This window comes from Neptuniibacter sp. (assembly GCF_024231755.1).
In the GTDB taxonomy this organism is placed as follows: domain Bacteria; phylum Pseudomonadota; class Gammaproteobacteria; order Pseudomonadales; family Balneatricaceae; genus Neptuniibacter.
In genome coordinates, this window is the sequence record NZ_JAAEQH010000213.1 from 21,837 (window position 1) to 38,952 (window position 17,116).

The following is a 17,116-nucleotide window of genomic DNA, read 5'->3' on the forward strand; positions in this document are numbered from 1 at the left end:
AAGACTTTGCTGTTACTGTTTAATGACGATGTGGTCGTTTAAGAAGAGAGAGTTTTATTTTTTTCTTCAATCCATTGTGACATGTATTGTGTGCTTTTCATGCTGTGATGGTTGAGCATAGCGCCGGTGAAGTTCTGTAAGCGGTGATGATCTAGATTCCCCTTGAGGTCTAGTATCCGATCAATGAGCTGAGGGCCGCAGAGAGAACCGTTATAAATCGTTGTAAGTAGAGGAGTGGTTTGTTTCTGTTTGTGTTGCCAGAATTCTCTATCACAGTAGAGTTTTACTGCTTGCTCTATAAATTCTTGATCATTTCTTGCAACAATCCCGGGCCATTCCTGACCATTAGTCATACCTTCTGAACCTACGTTTGTAGTGGCACTGGGAGTACCGCAAACCATTGCATCCAATAGTTTACCTTTAATACCCGCGCCAAAGCGCAGTGGCGCTAGGCAAACTCTAGCCTGTTGCATCACCTCGTAGGCATCATCTGCCCAGCCTTTAACCAGAAATCCCGACTTAGGATTATTAAGTGCTGTGGCTTTGGGTGGTGGGTAGGAGCCGTAGATATGCAACTCTGCATCTACAACACCTCTCGCTTTAAGTTGCTGCCTTATCTGAGGCCATAGCTGCTGCATTTGCAGAACAGAATCCCAATTAGGTGCATGCCGAAAGTTGCCGATCATTATGAAATTTTTACGCTGCTCATAGGATGGAGTATTGGCAGGTAGAGCATTAAGATCCAGCATAAAAGGAAGGTGATGAATCTGTGCTGCAGGCATATGAAATTGTTCTTGCAGCAGCTGCATTTCATAACTGGAGATAATCAGGGATAGGTCTGAACGGTAAATTGCGGCTATCTCTCTTTTCGCTAGATCGCAGTAGAGGTCTTTTAATTCCATCTCTCTGTCTTGCTTTACAGCCTGATGACGAGCATTACGTAGGCATTGCAGGTCTTCTGTATCAAGAATACGCATGGCTTGAGGGCAGTTTTTTTCAACTCTCCAACCGAACTGTTCCTCCATCATAAAGCGATCAAACATGACAATGTCGGGTTGAAGCTCCTGAATAAATTGATCAAAACTGCTGCAGTTTAAGGTGATGTTTCTACTTGTGATGCCTTCGCTTTGTAGATCAATCATATGCTCTGTTTCTTGCGCTGGACTGGCAAAGGTTATCTGCCAACCTTGTTTCTTAAACAGGCGTAAAAGCGACATCATATGGCTACCCGCGGCTGAGGAGTTGGGTTCGGGCCAGACATAACCTATGACTAAAACAGAGAACATAAAAGCACCATCATGAAGAGAGAGCTGTATTTTACCCAGAGCAGGCAAGGAATCTATAAGTTGTCATCTTTGCTTGTTTTAATGGATCCATCAAAAGGAGAAAAGAATGACACTGAAAGATCATTTTGAATTGATGGCTCGCTATAACCAATGGATGAATGAAACTATTTATGAAGCGGCCAGTGAGTTGAATGGAGAGGATTTAGGCAGGGACCAAGGGGCTTTCTTTGGTTCGGTCATAGGCACGCTGAATCATCTTATGGTTGGTGATCTGATTTGGTTAAGGCGTTTTGCCGAGCATCCCTCACGATTTCCTGCTTTACAAGAATTGGATAGTTATCCATACCCCGAAACATTAAGCAGCACCTTATATACAGACTTTGAAGAGCTACGCGATGCCCGTTACCTACTGGATAGGATTATTGTTGATATGTGTGATGAGGTGGAAGCATACGATATGTCTTACCCTTTGGCTTACTGCAATATGCAAGGAAACAAGTTTGAGAAACGTTTTGGATATCTGATGCAGCATTTCTTTAATCACCAGACCCATCACCGTGGTCAGATCACAACACTGCTGAATCAGAATGACATTGAACTGACGGCGACTGATCTACTTGTGGTTATCCCAGAAGCCTAAAACTGTGAAATTCCCTTATACTGCTATCAGTAAGCTGTAACCGATATAAGGGAAATAGGTGTGAAGTTACATATAACGAACGGCGATGTGGCAGGGGAGATGCTAACTCTTCTGTTTTCTAAGGATGACGAGATTCTATGTTGGCGGGACCTGCTACATGATGGTCCTATGCCGGCTGGTGATTATTCGCTGTTTGTAAAAGCCAGATCAGGCTATCTGAGTGAGTTGTTAGCCGAAGATCCAGAAGGGCCGCAGTTAACTGCAGCTGCAATAGCGGAGGACTTTATAAAGAGACAGGGTTTGTTTGATTCCATTACGGACGATCAAGCTAAATACGATGAGATTGTGCTTTGGTTTGAGCATGATCTTTATGATCAATTACAGTTGGCAGAGATCTGCTTTCGTCTGCTGCAGTTGGACACTAACAGGCTGCCGGTTATTTCAATTATCTGTATTGATAACCATCCGGAAGTACCTGTATTCCATGGTCTTGGGAACCTTACGCCTCCTTTACTTGAAGAACTGTTTCCGTCCAGATCAACACTGACCGGTTATCAGCTACAAGCAGCTGCAGATGTTTGGCAGGTTTTACTGTCAGATACTCCGGATAGATTAGCGGCATTAGTAGGCTCAGAGGTTGAGGGCTGGCCGTTTATGGCAGAAGCCTTACGCCGCTTTTGCTGCGAATATCCCGCTTTAGAAACGGGATTAACACTTACCCAAACCTATATTTTACTCGCCTTGCTTAAGGCTCCAGATGAGTTACCAGCACTGCACCTTCAGTTACAACAAATGGAGAGGCAAGGTGTACTTTCTGATGGTGAAAATGCTGATCAGCGCTATTATTCCATTCTTACAGGGCCTGCTACCTTTGGCCGTATTTTCCATCATCTGCAGCAATTGGAAGTTGCCCCCTTTATGGGCGACCTGTCTGTTCGAATGGAGTTAAATCGCCTTTGTAATGCAGCGGTACCCTATGTGGCAGCTATACCGGGGGATAAACCTGTGTATCGCTTAACAGAGACCGGGGCCAAAGCTCTGATGGGCCAAGCCCATTGGCGGGAGCTAAACGGTTATGACCTATGGCGCGGTGGAGTACATATTACGGATCAGCAGACCTGGTACTGGGATCAGGCTAATAAGCGATTTGTGAAAGCCTGACAGCAAGAACTCAGGCTGCTTCTTCCTTATCATCAAACTCCGCCGCGATGGCCACAAACTGATCCTCTACAGCCAAAAAAGCTGCAATGACATCGGGGTCGAAGTGATTACCCTCACCTTCGAGAATAATTGATTTAGCTTTGTCATGGGAAAAAGCGGGTTTATAAACGCGTTTTGAAATTAGCGCATCATATACATCAGCTACAGCCATCAAGCGCCCTGATAACGGGATCTCATCGCCTTTGAGGCCGTTAGGGTAGCCTTTACCATCCCATTTTTCATGGTGGGTCAGGCTGATCTCTCTGGCGATCTGTAGGAAGGAATTGCTCCCTAATTGATCCTCTGCAACCTGAAGAGCATCCGCGCCAATCTGTGGGTGCTGTTTCATTATGGCAAATTCTTCATCCGTCAATTTTCCGGGTTTCAGAAGAATGCTATCAGGAATACCTACTTTGCCTACATCGTGTAGAGGGGCGGATTTATATAACAGGTCGATTGTCGCGTTATCTAAAACTGCTTGGTATTTGTCTTGCTTGCTCATATATTCAGCGAGAACGCGGACATAGTTCTGTGTACGAAGGATATGTCCACCGGTTTCGTTATCTCGGGTTTCTGCCAGACTGGCAAGGCCGAGAATGCTGGCGTCACGGGTAATGCACAGCTCCTCAGTACGTTGTGCAAGCGCGTTGATCATCTGATTTGTTTTTACCGCCATCAAACCAAATTCATCATTGCTAGTAACAGGAACCTGTACATCGAGTACGCCCTGTGAGACCTGTTGCAAAGTGTAGTTCTCAGCATGAATAAAGAACTTCAGGTTGCGTGAATAGCCGAGAATAATGGCAAGAATATAGGTCATCATAACCGTGATGATGAAAGTGACCTCTGCCAGAATATAGCGCTGAGAGGTTTCCAATGGAATAGCATCACCGGTGTGGATCAACCACTCCAGATCTTTGTTTATTACCAGAAAAACCACCCCAATCACCGCCAAAGCACAGATTGTTGCAAACCAACTGAACTTTTGTGTCAAAGGGTAAGGTGTGTCGTCGGGTTCCAGGTGTTGTCCGCTCTTTTCAAGCTGAGTGGCCAATAGATATTCCCTATACAGAGCCAGTTCGCAGGCGATCATATAACCCAGAATGGCCATACCAACTAAAACTTTACCACCACTCTCAAATGGAAACTCGTAAACCACCGCGTTATATAACCCCAGTAGTACACCTGCTGTCAGAAACAGAGTGATATCCAGTTTAAATTGCGCTTTAACCTGACGCTTATACTCCAGCTCAGCTAAACGTTTTTCCCGAGGAAAACGGATAAGTGCCATGGCTAAGAAGGTCAGTAGGATTGGGATGAGTAACTGAGTTGTGCCGAGAGAATCAATAAATGGGCAGACCTGAATTCCGTAAACAGAGAATAGGGTCATGGCTAACAGATAATGAAAAGCTGTTCGTTTTTTAAGATTTTCTGACATGTTACTTAGCCTGCTTGAACACACTACAGATACAACTGCTTCAGGTACAACATAGTAACCTAGATTTGTTACGCCTTCATTGGAACATAAACAGCTTTATCTGTCTTTTAAAGCTAGTTCAGAAAATAGGGTATCTACAGAGGAGAATCAGAAATTGGGTGATATGTCTTTAACAAGGTGTGAATGTCGATAATCTTCATATTATTTGTCAATAGCTTGTTATGAGGATACTAAACAAGGTTTTGTCAGTTCCTTGCTTGATATGGTTAGATCAGAGAATATTGGAGTTTGGCAGATGGAACAGTTTGTGAACATTCTATAGGTACAAAAAAGCCGCGATAGAGGCGGCTTAATTACTTGAACTGAATAGCAGGCTTTTTTAAGGCTGTTTAATCAGAAACAACTACTTGGTTGCGTCCGGAATCTTTAGCTTTATATAACGCTTTATCAGTTCTTTCTACCAGTTGCTCTGCTTCTTCGCCGGAGATTAACTGGGAGACACCGAAGGATGCTGTTATCGAGCTGATCACTTCACCAGATTTTTTCTGCTTGATGCGGATAGCTTGTATCTTACTGCGGATCTGTTCGGCAATGGCTGCCGCCGCTTCCTTATTGGTTCCAGGGAGTAAGATAGCGAACTCTTCACCACCAAAGCGTACAGGTAGCATTGGTTCTGGACACGTTTCTTTCAACAGTTTACCGACGTATTGCAGAACCTTATCACCCATTAGGTGACCATAGGTGTCGTTGAAACGTTTAAAGTGGTCGATATCAACTAGAACGAAGGAAGTGACAACCTGAGGATCGGTAATACCTGTTAGCTGTACCAGTTCTGCATCAAAAGCACGACGGTTGAACAGGTTGGTTAAAGGATCAACTTGCGCGTCCTGACGGGTTTTGTTCAGTTCCTGTTTCAGTGATTCAATCTCAGCCTGAGCTTCAGTCATGCGGTTCTGGAATAGGCGTGTTGTTTCACTCACTTTCTTGGTGTGGCTGTAGAGAGCCTGAATGATAGATTCCAGCGGAAGGCTGCTTTCGCCATCCTCTGCTTGTTCCAGGTTGGATAAGCTATCTTCCAGAACCTCACTAAAGTTTTCGGATTCTTTTGCCGCATCACCTGCATGTTCATGCAGATCGTTGATAAGACTGATCAGGCTGGCCTGAATATCTTCAGAGCCTTGTATCTCACTCTTGATCATATGATCTCGGAACAACTGCTCGCTCAGCATGGTTGGGCAGGTTCCGTAGGTTGTCAGGGTCTTATCAAGCTGCGCATTGAGTTCAGGTACACGATCACTGACGTAGGTATACCACAGCGCATAATTGAGCGGATTCGGTGGGATATTGTGCTTAACCATCAGGGGCACGGCCTGACGGAGGTATTCAGCAGCTTGATTGTTGTTTTCAGCGAACTTCATACTTCCTCATATCGCTTGGCTAGTTAACTACAGATCCAAACGTTGCTAATAGCTTTTAACTGTTTGAACGGTAACCCATTTACTTTAAAACACTTGTTTGAATTAAGGAACCGTTAAACTTCAAAAAATTGTAGTTCTATAGTAGTTCTAAAATTTAGTTATGAACTACGACGATAAATACAGATATTGAATTCTAGTATCGGCCTGAGATCCGAAATCTTCAACATTTATAGGTATGAACTATTTAGGTTACAGTAATGTGACAATGTTTCAGTAATGTGACAATGAAATGGAAATACTCAGTTACCAACGCTCCTTCTTATCATCATAATGGGTCTGGTGGCGATAAGGAGTCAGGCCTTCTCTGAGCTGAGAGAGCTGTTGATCACTGCCTTCACCCTCGATGGTAAGCTCTTCCTCCCAGTGTCTTTGTAGTATGCTCACTTCACTTTTAGCCAAGAGATGCTCGAGTGGGCCAACCAATGTATGCGGCAGGGTAAGAGTGAAGGGCTTTTGCTCAATTCTTTCAGTGATAGGTAATTTTTGAACTGCTTCCTGAACTGCCTGACTATAGGCTCTGACCAGACCGCCGGCTCCGAGTTTTATTCCACCGAAGTAACGAGTAACTACAACACAAATCTCACATAGCTCGCTGTGCTCAAGTACATTGAGCATGGGTTTACCTGCCGTGCCTTTAGGTTCTCCGTCATCATTACTACCCCAGCAGTTGAGGTCTGTTCTTGAGCCTGCAATTTGTGCCCAGCAGTTGTGGTTAGCTTTAGGATGTAGCTCACGTATCTGATCCAGAAATTGCAAAGCGCTGTCTGTATCGGGTGTATGAGCGATATATGTAATAAATCGACTGCGTTTAATCTCGATCTCATTAACAAAAAGAGTTTGTGACGGGTAAAACTGCTTCACTTAATAATTCCTGAGCCAAGATAGACTTTACCCAACCATTTAGATTGGGAGGTGTTGTTGTACAGCTCGCTTTTAATTTGTTCAATTATTACCGGGATCGCTGGCCCTTGTTGGCTCAATTTATCTATATCTGCCTGGTGTAACAGAATTTCTAAATCAACCAGCTCACGAGAGTAATGTAAGGTCAGACGGTAAATTTCTAGCTCAGGGGCATATTGCCTGAAAAATTTTTCAATAATGGGTTCTATTTCCTGACGCAGGGGAAGGTCATGACTAGAGTTATCTTCTTCATCGTCGTATGTATCGATATGAAAGATAATATGCCCGATCTCTCCCTGATCCATAAATTTTCTACAGGCATAATCCCCCAGTAAGTGCCCTTCTGATGCACTGATTTCAGGGGATACCTGTATATGCAGCTCAAGAATGCTTTTACTGCCCATTTTCCTGCTTTTAAAACTGTGTACATCCAGGATGCCATCTATAGATTTTGCTAACTGTTTGTATTGCTCTATCTCTTGTTGAGGTAAAGAGGTATCAACCAGTTGTTTCAGGCTTTCCCAACTCAGGTCCCAACCAATTTTAGCTACCATAAAAGCTACAGTTATTGCCGCTATGGCATCTAGCCAGAGAATACCGGCCATACTTCCTATAATGCCTATCAGAACAACGATCGAGGAAATCGCGTCCGTACGGCTGTGCCAGGCATTGGCTATTAGCAGTTCCGATTTAGTTTCTTTACCAACCTTCAGGGTATAACGGTAGATCCATTCTTTACTGGCTATGGAGATGATGGCTATAAGCAGTGCTGGCCATTCGGGGATCAGGATCTCTTTGCCATTAATGAGCGATAGGGTGCTGTCATAAGCCATAGCACCCGCAACAGCTATTAACAGACTGCCAAGAATAGCGGTGCCTACTGTCTCAAAATGAGCATGTCCCCACGGGTGTTCTTTATCAGGTCCTTTACCAGAAAAACGAAGGATTAGCATAACCAGAAGATCGGTAAGCAGGTCGGATAGGGAGTGGATACCGTCTGCAACCAGACCTGCAGAGTGTGATATCAGCCCGACAACTATTTTAAGAAACCCTAGAACGGCATTTAGGATGGCACCAACAATGGTAACTTTTTGGGCTGCTCTCTGCTGCTCTGGATTCCGCTGCATGGATCGTCTACCTAAATTACTGATAGCTAACATCCTAATTGTAAGCCATCGCTTTTGTAAGTGGTTTTTCTTGATTAAACAGTCTGTTTACGGCTTGTTTGAAAATAGCAGTGAAACTACCGTGAAACACGGCGTTGGCCGCCTCAGCTGTTTTACTAAAATTTTAGGTTTTGCACCGCTGCCCAAATTGGTGCGTCAGAAACATATTGGGGCACTGATAAAAACTATAAAATACTCTATTGACATAACTAACATACTGATTTTAAAGAACTAAAATTAAGCTGGTTAAAAAATGATCAGTTTGATCTATTGCCACTATTTATGGGTGTTTCATGACGTTTTGAAGTATCAATTCACAGAGTTATCCACAGGCTGTGTGGGTAGGAAGCTCAACCCCTTGTTATAGCTGTTTTGTAACAAGTTATTGCACTGCAAAATAGCAGTTTTTGATTGAGTTTTTTTTATAAGCCCTTAGTATCGATTTCATCTTGTGTAAGGAGTTGTCATGGGAAGTGGATCAGCTATACAAATTATTCTGCCTTTAGCCTTGTTTACGATTATGCTCGGCGTGGGTATGTCGCTCCGACTGAGAGAGTTCTCTGCCCTTTGGTTACAACCTAAAGCTGTTTTACTCGCCTTATCAGCTCAGTTAATCCTGCTTCCTATATTAGGTTTTATTGTTGTTACATTGTTTCAGCTGCCAGCGGCTCTTGCTGTAGGGATTATGATACTGACTTTCGCTCCAGGTGGGGCAACGTCAAATATGATCACTTTTCTTAGCCGGGGCGATACGGCGTTATCAGTTTGTTTGACAGGTATTACCGGTTTAATTACCCCACTGACTATGCCTCTTTTAACACTGCTAGCGCTTGGCTACTGGATGGGGGAGCAGGCTTCTTTTGAATTCCCGATACTTACGACCATGCTAAAACTTCTGTTTGTAGCCGTTTTACCCGCTTTACTGGGAGCTTTAATTCAACACCGTTGGCCGGAATTCTGCCAGCGCAGCCAGAAAATTGTTAAAGCTTTGGCGTGCCTTTTCCTAATATTGGTTGTAATCGGTATTGTGAAATCTAACTGGGATAAGCTCCCGGACTTTTTGCTTCAGGTCGGCCTAGCTGTATTAGTACTAGTCGTGTTGGCGATGTCGGCAGGGTACCTGATCGCCAAGAAGGCTCGTCTGAGTACAGAGCAGAGTATTACTATGTCAGTTGAGGTGGGTATTCAAAATGCTGCTACAGCGCTTCTTATTACCGGAGGAATCCTGCATAACCCCGAAATGTCGGCAAGTGCACTTATTTATGGTGTCTTGATGAATATTCCAGCGTTTTTATTAATTGCATACAGAAATATGCCAGAAAGAGGCGCTGCTGGCGGGGCGGTCTAACCTTCAGGATAAACTGTGCTGGGTTAATCGATCCCCAGCACTTTATGGTTCTGCAGACTTAGTTTCCACTGTGGGTGTTTAAGGCAGTAATCTATGCACTCTTTGGTATACATAGATCTGGCTGGCCCATCTAAAGGCTGTAGGTAGAAATGCTTGAAGTCCAGTTGAGCAAATTGCTCTGGCTTTGCAAGTGTTTGCGGGTAAACCAGTTTCAACTCATCTCCTTTGACAATGATCACTTCCGCATCTGCTTTGGGGCTTACGCAGATCCAGTCGATGTTTGCAGGAAGCGCTTTAGTACCATTGGTTTCTATAGCAACTTCAAATCCTAATTCTTGACAGCAGTTCACCAGTGCCTGATCCAGCTGTAGAGCAGGCTCACCGCCAGTGAAAATGATGTAGGGTTTTTCTGAACTGCTTTGCGGCCAGAAGCTATGAAGGTATTCACATAGCTTAATCGCAGTAGCGAATTTCCCACCGTTCTGTCCATCGGTGCCGACAAAATCGGTATCGCAGAAATCACAGATAGCTTTGGCCCGATCCTGTTCACGACCAGACCATAAGTTACAACCGGTAAAACGGCAAAAAATGGCAGCGCGGCCACTTTGTGCGCCTTCTCCCTGCAAACTGTAGAAAATCTCTTTTACGGAATACATCGCTTTATGCTAGAAAGGGCCTTTGATTTGATGAGAGTGGAATTTGCGGACAAGTCTACACTTGCGGAACGTCACTGCAAGCAAATTTGTTTCTCTCGACAGTATAGTGTTTTAAAAGGGTATTGATGTGGAATTACGAGAGATAGATAAAGAAGTTTATAAGCAGAAACAGCGTAAAGTAGCGGTTGTCCTGTGCCTGATATTTGCAGTTTTAGGGTTAGGCCTCAGTGCATTGCTGCGTAACTATTACGGCAACCCAGAAGGTGAGAATATGATGGTTAATCTGACGGGCGTGCTGATCGGTTTGATTCTAACGATTGTTTTATTCTCTCAAGTATCTTCCAAGCCTTACTTTGATGAGCTGCGTTATGCTTGGAACCTGAAAAAGCAGGCGCTAAAGATTCAGAATCATCGTCATAAGTGGGAAGCGATGCTAGAAGAAGGAAATCAGACTGCGGCCACTGTTTTAGCTTTTTACCATAAGGCGACTCTTCAGCTACAGCAACTTGAGCGCAATGAGTTTGGGTACAGTGAGACTGTTCAGCGTGAAAACAAATTTCTTAATCGCTGTGATGAGCTTGGCCTGAGCTCTGACGCTGATGCGTTCAGTATCGATATGTTGTTGCAGCTAAAATAATTTAGCTACATCTAATGTCTATGGGTTGGGCCGTAGCTCAGCCTTTGGTTTTATGTGAAAATCCAATATATCTATATCGCATAAATATATAATAAAAGAGGGTTTGAGATGTTAAAGCAGACGGTAACTGGCCTGACATTGGCAGCGGCACTGATCACATCACCTGTAGTAGTAGCTGAGGGTGGTGGCAATAAAGCGATGATTGCTCCTGGTTTATACTCTTTCACCGTCGAGCATGACGGCGAGAAAGTCGAAGTTATGCGTAATCAGAACCCAGAGAACAAAGTACATGAGCTTTACAGCACAACTATCAGGGGCATGCCTCAACCAATGCGTCCTTTTGAGCCTCATGATGTTGAAACTATCGGTGAGCGTGAGTTTGTTGAGTATATGCAGCAGTCGCAGAGTGATGAAAATGTGCTGGTTGTTGATACTCGTACAGAAGGTTGGCACTACCGCCTGACGATTCCTGGCAGCGTCAATGTTCCTTTTACGGTAATGAAAGAGGAAGAATCAGCGGCAGATGCGCTAGATGAGTTTGGTGTGGTGACTAATGCTGATGGCAGCTATGACTTTAGCAAGTCCAAAACCTTGGCGATGTTCTGTAATGGCTACTGGTGTGGACAGACACCAACGTTGATTCGTGCGATGCTGGAAGTGGGTTACCCAGCGGAGAATATTAAGTATTACCGTGGTGGTATGCAGGCATGGACCAGCCTTGGCCTGACAACTGTTGGGGATGCAGAGTAAGCGTCATCTCTGACACATAAATAAACCACCTTTAGGGTGGTTTTTTTATGCCTGCCCAATCATCTGGCTTTCTCGATCAACTCTTCTATGGGGTATGGCTTGGCAATGGCAAAACCTTGAGCATAATCGATACCCATCTCTTGCAACAGAGTGATTGCTTCTTCATTCTCAACAAACTCTGCCACCGTTTCTTTGCCCATGAGTTGGCCTATTTCATTGATACTACGCACCATTGCCTGATCTATCTCACTTTCGCAGATGTTCTTAACAAAAATACCGTCGATTTTTACATAATCAACCGGCAGGGTGCGTAGGTAGCCGAAAGAAGAGAGTCCGCTACCAAAATCGTCAAGAGAGAACAGACAACCCATCTCTTTCATACGGCTAATGAATTTAACTGCTTCAGTTAGATTACTAATCGTTGCGGTTTCAGTAATCTCAAAGCAAAGCTTATGGGCTGGTACCTGGAACTTATCTAAGCATTGGCTAACATATTTCAGGAACTCAGGATCATTGATAGACAGACCTGACAAGTTCACGGATAGAGTGATGTTATCCGCCAAATCCGATGTCAGCAGGTGGCATACCTGACAGACTACCCAACGATCAATTTTGGGAGAAATACCATAGCGTTCAGCTGGTGGAAGGAAAGCACCTGGTGGGATGAGCTTGTTTGCTTCATCTCTGTAACGCAGCAATACTTCATAATGATTTTGTTCAGTGTCTGTCAGTGCTCTTATTTCCTGAACATAAAGCTGGAATTGATTCTTTTCTAAACCTTCATGAATTCGGTTAACCCACTGAAATTCGCCCTGACGCGAGTGGTCTTTATCATTATCTCGATGGAAGTGTAAACGATTACGACCCTGTTCTTTAGCAATGTAACATGAGGCATCGGCCTGACTCAGGATAGTGGTACTATCAGGGGAAAACTCATCCAGAGCTAGCCAACCTAAGCTAATGGTGACTTTAAAACTTTGGTTTTCCCAGAGGAAAGTAAAGTCTTCAACGCATTGTCGGAGGTGCTCAACCACTTGTCCGGCTTTTTCAATTTCGCAATACCTTATCAGTACGGCAAATTCATCGCCTCCTAGGCGAGAGACAAGATCATTCTGGCGTACGTTGGCTTGTAACAGTGAGCTAATCTGGCGTAATAATTGATCGCCGGCAGCATGACCACAGGTATCATTGATTAACTTAAACTGATCAATGTCTGCAAAGACAATCGCGTGATGGCTTTTGTTCTGGCGAATTTCAATTAATAGTTGCTCCAACTGTTGCTCAAATTCATGTCGATTGACTAGCCCTGTGAGCATGCAGTGACGTGCTTGGTATTCGAGCTGCTGGTTGAGTTGGTGTGAATCAGTTATGTCTTCTTGAGTACATAGAAAGTGATCCAATTGACCGGACTCATCGTTAACCGGGGAGATAACAACCGATGCCCAATAGAGCTCGTCGTCTTTACGGCGGTTTTGTAGAATACCTCGCCATTCGATCCCTGTACTTATCTTTTGCCACATCTCCTCATAAAGCTCTTTGGGGTGTAGACCTGAGCGAATAATTCTTGGTGTTTTGCCAAGACATTCATCCTCGGAGTATCCTGTGACCGAACAGAAACGGGGATTGACGTAAGTAATCTTCCCTTCTGTATCTGTCATCATAACCATGCTGGCGCACTGTTCGACCGCTTGAGAGAATTTACTGAGTTCCTGTTGAGACTTTTTAAACGCGGTAATATCCCGGGTGATAGCTAGGTGAGCGACGATCCCCCCTTCTTCATCGTAAAGGGGGACAGCATGGCTATCTACCCGTTTGCGGCTACCTTCCAGCCCGACAATGTCGTATTCCATACTTGCAGTTTCGCCACTGAAAATTTTCGCATTAAATGCTATGTAGGCATCACGATCTTCTTCGGCAATCAGATCGTAGACTGATGCATATTGAACCTGTTTCAGGGCATCTGCTTCAATGATGCTTAAACCCGCAGGGTTCATATCCAAAAGTGCTCCGTCCCTGGCAACCCTTTTTACGCATTCCGGTTCAGAGTCGATGATCTTCTGGATTAGTTGCTTTTGCTGTTCGAGTCGGGAATTTTGCTTCTTGTAGCGGTTTAGCTGATGTCTATAAAAATAGGAAAAGGTGAGGATTATCAGCGTTAATAAAATACGAAAATATAAGTCTTGCGGTGAAGGGGAAAGTAGCTCTTCGAGGAAATGACCATGATCAAAAAAAATGGCATGAACCAACGGATCTAGTGTCCATACGAGTGCAACAGGTAATAGGCCTGTTATTACAACACCTTTAGCGGAATTACCGGGTTTACTAATTGTTTGCAATTGAGTTTTATTGATGTCTGGCACACAGCTTCCCAATCAGCGTTACATTGGTTGATTGTTGCATAATAGTGCAGTGTACAGGGAGTGAACAGTTACTTAATTGATAAACTAATTATTCGCACTATAAAACAGACCGATATAGCTAAATACAGATGTGTTCTTCTGAGGCTTCTGAATAGAAGGTATTCTGATCCACGGAATGGATACCCATCATAGAACGGGCTTCATATGCTGTAGCGATAGGTCGTTGCAACTCATTGGCTAACCTCACAACCCGTTTAACTAACTGCACATTACTTGCGTTATGCTGTTTAGCATAATCATAGAAAATAGAATCTTCTATGCCGACACGAACGTGACCGCCAGCGACTATAGCGGCTGTATTCATTGGAAGTTGGAACTGCCCCAGACCTGCTCCAGCCCAAGTTGAATGCTTAGGCAGCGCATCAACCATTGCTGCTAGGTCACCAATCTTTGCAGGAGTTGTGTTTAGGTTACCAAGCAGTAAATTAAAATATTTTTTCCCAGTGATTAATCCGTTACGTTCTAAATATTTAGCCAGGTTAATCATGCCAAGGTCAAAAACCTCCAGCTCAGGTTTTATTCCTTGTTCCTTCATCGCCATAGCGAGTCGTTCAATCATTTCGATGGAATTAGTGCTGGGGTTGGTTAGGAAGTTTAAAGAGCCCAAGGTGAGGCTCGCCATATCAGGCTTAGCTATGCCTTGAAGGTGAAGTACCGCAGAGCGGCTTTCAAAATCAGACCAGTTCCTGCCCGATGTGGTGACACCACAAATCAAGCCAGGACGTTCCTGTCTTAAAGTGGATATGATCTTTTCATAGATTGCGGGATCAGGAGTGGGGGCTCCATCCTTATCACGAGCATGGAGATGAACCACTCGAGCACCGGCATCATAAACATTAATTGCATCTTCAATAATTTCATCAGCTGATATGGGAACATGAGGAGTTAACGCCCGGGTAGGAATCATACCCGTTAGGCAGACATTGATAATGAGCGGGGGATAAGGCCGAAGTGGAAAAGCATCGTTCTCATCTATATAGCGTGTTCTTTCCGTGTCACGTGACTCCAATGAGTCAAAGTATTCATCAAGGTCTGTCTCTAGAGTTGTCCAGTGATTGACCTCTTCAAGGCCGAAGGAACAAAGCTTTTCTAACTGCCCTACCTGTTGATAGCCGAAGTGCTTTTTGTACCACAAAATAGTATCGATTCTATCTGCGTTAGTGGTAAGTTTTTTAGCTCCAGCTTGGTAAACCTCTCTCATGCGTGCCTGCTGAAGCGCTTTGCCAATTCCCATGCCGCTGCATTCCGGAAGAACTCCCAACAGAGTTGTTTTAGCCTGAGTATTGGACAAAATGCGGTAGCCAGCTGCACCGACGATAGTGCCATCAATCTTAGCGATAAAAAAACAGTTCAGATCTAAAGGCCCCATTTCAACGGATGGTACATGATGCATATTAAAAGGTTCCATTACTTTTAATATTGCGTTTAGAGCATTTTGCCCGGCCTTTTCGATCGTGAAGTTCATTCGTTATATCCTAAGTTTTTAACTCTATGATTTTTATAAATTGTTAAAGGATAACCCTTTATAAGCTATCTCATATTGAATGATCTTGATTACACTGATCCAATAGTACTGGACTCTTCAACGCGAGACTATCGATCATTAGTTAATTCTGATTCTATATAAACGTGTGAAGATCAACCTGCTCGAGGTTTAGTGCTTGTGGTGTCGAGCCTAGAAAGAATAAATAATATACAATCCGGTAGGCAGGTAGCGGATCTCTTTACTTCATAGGTTTTGGGAACGCTCGAAGACGGACAATTTATGCCCATGAATAACGGAGATAGTGGATATGAGTGTTGCCGCCGAAAAGCCAGTGATTATGTTTGTCAGTGGTATTCAAGATAACGGAGTATCAGTAGTCAGCTTGGATGACCAGGGGCGGATCCGTTTAGATGGCAAAGGTTCTTCGAATCTACAACCATTTTTAGACGTAGCTTTAAATAATTGGTTTGAGTGTAAACGAGTTCTTGTATCTGCTGAAAACCTCAAGAGTATGGAGCTGAAGCAGCAGCCAATACTTGTAGTGAATGAAGTCTCTGATCCTGATTCACATGCGATTTTACTCAAGCAGCTTTCTCAAAAGCTGAAATCAGTTCCCTCTCCAGTAATCAATTCACCCTCTCAGATTGAATTAACTAAGCGCAGCAATACTGCAAATATTCTCGCTCCGATTAAAGGGGTGCGAGTGCCCCATACAATTGAGTGTAGGCCGCAATCGGTGGCAGCCATACTACAGATATGGCAGAAGCATTTTCAGAAAAAGCCCGTAATTCTTAGAGCTGCTGGTGATCATGGGGGGAAAAGCACTCTCAAACTAACTCGGAAAACGGTGCCGAAATTAGATCAATTCGCGCTTGATGGCCGTGTGTTTACACTTAGCGAGTATATTGACTATAAAAGCGAAGATGGGCTCTACCGTAAGTACCGATTTGCCTTAGTGGCTGGTCGAGTAATTTTACGCCATATGATCGTATCTAATCACTGGATGATTCACTCGAGAAGCCGTAATTACATGGATGAAAATCCGCAGTATTACGATGAGGAACAATCTGTTTTAGATGAATATTTGAAGCAGGTTCCAGATTCGGTGTTACAGAAGCTCAGCCAGATAAACGAGCTGGTCGGTTTGGATTATATTGGGTTGGATTGCACCTTGAGAAATAACGAAATCCTGGTGTTTGAGTTGAATGCCAATATGAATATATTAGTGAATACCCACCCTCAAGCTTGGCGCTGGGAAAAATCGATTTCAAAAATCGCTAAATCACTAGCAATTCATTTAACCGATATTATAAAAAAGCTGTCTGCTAAGTAGTCAGAAGCATGGACATTGCCTTTCTTAACTATCTAACGCATCGATAAGTGGCTTTCTGAGCAGGAGCCACTTACCCCTCTGGCTGGAAAATCTTCCCGGATAGGATTGCCAGAACTGTTCGATATAATAGTAAAGTAATAACTGAAGTGCTGATTGCAAGCAGTACTATACCTATGTAAAGGAACTCTGCGATTGGATTGAGTTGGAACATGGATAAGGCTGCAATAGTGACTGCTGCTGACCTTTCCCCATCATTAGAACCATTTCCTCGATGAGATTTTTCATCCTATGCTGCTTTGTTTTTAAATGCCACTGGTGACATATAACCCAGTGAACTATGTGGTCTGATATGGTTGTAGTGATGTCTCCATTGATTGA

Annotated in this window: 16 protein-coding genes; 7 read left to right on the top strand and 9 right to left on the bottom strand. The window is 43.8% G+C overall.

All coding sequences use genetic code 11. The features are described 5' to 3' along the window. Positions 1-38 precede the first annotated feature (38 nt). Positions 39-1,286, bottom strand: a complete 1,248-nt coding sequence (locus GY843_RS11050; RefSeq protein ID WP_297309507.1) for a glycosyltransferase — start codon at positions 1,284-1,286, stop codon at positions 39-41. 106 nt (positions 1,287-1,392) lie between these two features. On the opposite strand from GY843_RS11050, the gene GY843_RS11055 reads away from it, so the two are divergent. After that, positions 1,393-1,926: a DinB family protein gene (locus GY843_RS11055; RefSeq protein ID WP_297309509.1), complete on the top strand. Its 534-nt coding sequence runs from the start codon at positions 1,393-1,395 to the stop codon at positions 1,924-1,926. 60 nt (positions 1,927-1,986) lie between these two features. Then, positions 1,987-3,087, top strand: a complete 1,101-nt coding sequence (locus GY843_RS11060) for a DUF1835 domain-containing protein (RefSeq protein ID WP_297309511.1) — start codon at positions 1,987-1,989, stop codon at positions 3,085-3,087. Between the two features lie 10 nt (positions 3,088-3,097). Here GY843_RS11060 and GY843_RS11065 read toward each other — a convergent pair whose 3' ends face one another. From GY843_RS11065 to GY843_RS11080, 4 genes are all read right to left on the bottom strand, one after another. Next, positions 3,098-4,564 carry an HD domain-containing phosphohydrolase gene (locus GY843_RS11065; protein ID WP_297309513.1) on the bottom strand — a complete coding sequence of 489 codons (1,467 nt, stop codon included), beginning with the start codon at positions 4,562-4,564 and terminating at the stop codon, positions 3,098-3,100. Between the two features lie 389 nt (positions 4,565-4,953). After that, on the bottom strand, positions 4,954-5,982 hold the full coding sequence (locus tag GY843_RS11070; protein WP_297309515.1) for a GGDEF domain-containing protein: 1,029 nt from the start codon (positions 5,980-5,982) through the stop codon (positions 4,954-4,956). A gap of 303 nt (positions 5,983-6,285) precedes the next feature. After that, positions 6,286-6,903 (bottom strand): YigZ family protein, encoded by a 618-nt coding sequence (locus GY843_RS11075; protein WP_297309517.1) that lies wholly within the window; start codon positions 6,901-6,903, stop codon positions 6,286-6,288. Beyond that, complete coding sequence (locus GY843_RS11080; protein ID WP_297309519.1) at positions 6,900-8,069, bottom strand: cation diffusion facilitator family transporter; 1,170 nt, start codon at positions 8,067-8,069, stop codon at positions 6,900-6,902. The genes GY843_RS11075 and GY843_RS11080 overlap by 4 nt, the downstream gene beginning before the upstream one ends. Here GY843_RS11080 and GY843_RS11085 point away from each other — a divergent pair. Both GY843_RS11085 and GY843_RS11090 read left to right on the top strand, forming a co-directional pair. Continuing rightward, positions 8,068-8,343 carry a hypothetical protein gene (locus tag GY843_RS11085; protein ID WP_297309521.1) on the top strand — a complete coding sequence of 92 codons (276 nt, stop codon included), beginning with the start codon at positions 8,068-8,070 and terminating at the stop codon, positions 8,341-8,343. The genes GY843_RS11080 and GY843_RS11085 overlap by 2 nt on opposite strands. A gap of 231 nt (positions 8,344-8,574) precedes the next feature. After that, a complete protein-coding gene (locus GY843_RS11090) occupies positions 8,575-9,456 on the top strand; it encodes a bile acid:sodium symporter family protein (RefSeq protein WP_297309524.1) in 882 nt (293 codons plus the stop codon). A gap of 23 nt (positions 9,457-9,479) precedes the next feature. Here GY843_RS11090 and queE read toward each other — a convergent pair whose 3' ends face one another. Further along, positions 9,480-10,112: a 7-carboxy-7-deazaguanine synthase gene (queE, locus tag GY843_RS11095; protein WP_297309526.1), complete on the bottom strand. Its 633-nt coding sequence runs from the start codon at positions 10,110-10,112 to the stop codon at positions 9,480-9,482. 127 nt (positions 10,113-10,239) lie between these two features. Between queE and GY843_RS11100 the strand changes: the two genes are divergently transcribed. Together GY843_RS11100 and GY843_RS11105 are read left to right on the top strand one after the other, a co-directional pair. Then, a complete protein-coding gene (locus GY843_RS11100; protein ID WP_297309528.1) occupies positions 10,240-10,749 on the top strand; it encodes a DUF3087 family protein in 510 nt (169 codons plus the stop codon). A 108-nt stretch (positions 10,750-10,857) separates the two neighbouring features. Further along, on the top strand, positions 10,858-11,499 hold the full coding sequence (locus GY843_RS11105; RefSeq protein ID WP_297309530.1) for a rhodanese-like domain-containing protein: 642 nt from the start codon (positions 10,858-10,860) through the stop codon (positions 11,497-11,499). A gap of 59 nt (positions 11,500-11,558) precedes the next feature. On the opposite strand, the gene GY843_RS11110 is transcribed toward GY843_RS11105, so the two are convergent. Continuing rightward, the gene (locus GY843_RS11110) at positions 11,559-13,859 is read right to left on the bottom strand and encodes a GGDEF and EAL domain-containing protein (protein ID WP_297309532.1); all 2,301 of its coding nucleotides are present in this window, start codon (positions 13,857-13,859) and stop codon (positions 11,559-11,561) included. Positions 13,860-13,977: 118 nt separating this feature from the next. Then, a complete protein-coding gene (locus GY843_RS11115) occupies positions 13,978-15,384 on the bottom strand; it encodes a GNAT family N-acetyltransferase (protein WP_297309534.1) in 1,407 nt (468 codons plus the stop codon). A gap of 328 nt (positions 15,385-15,712) precedes the next feature. On the opposite strand from GY843_RS11115, the gene GY843_RS11120 reads away from it, so the two are divergent. After that, positions 15,713-16,738 carry a hypothetical protein gene (locus GY843_RS11120; protein WP_297309536.1) on the top strand — a complete coding sequence of 342 codons (1,026 nt, stop codon included), beginning with the start codon at positions 15,713-15,715 and terminating at the stop codon, positions 16,736-16,738. 286 nt (positions 16,739-17,024) lie between these two features. Here the strand turns inward: GY843_RS11120 and GY843_RS21040 are convergent. Then, positions 17,025-17,116 (bottom strand): integrase core domain-containing protein (locus GY843_RS21040; protein WP_367183783.1); only part of this gene is annotated, 92 nt, incomplete at its 5' end.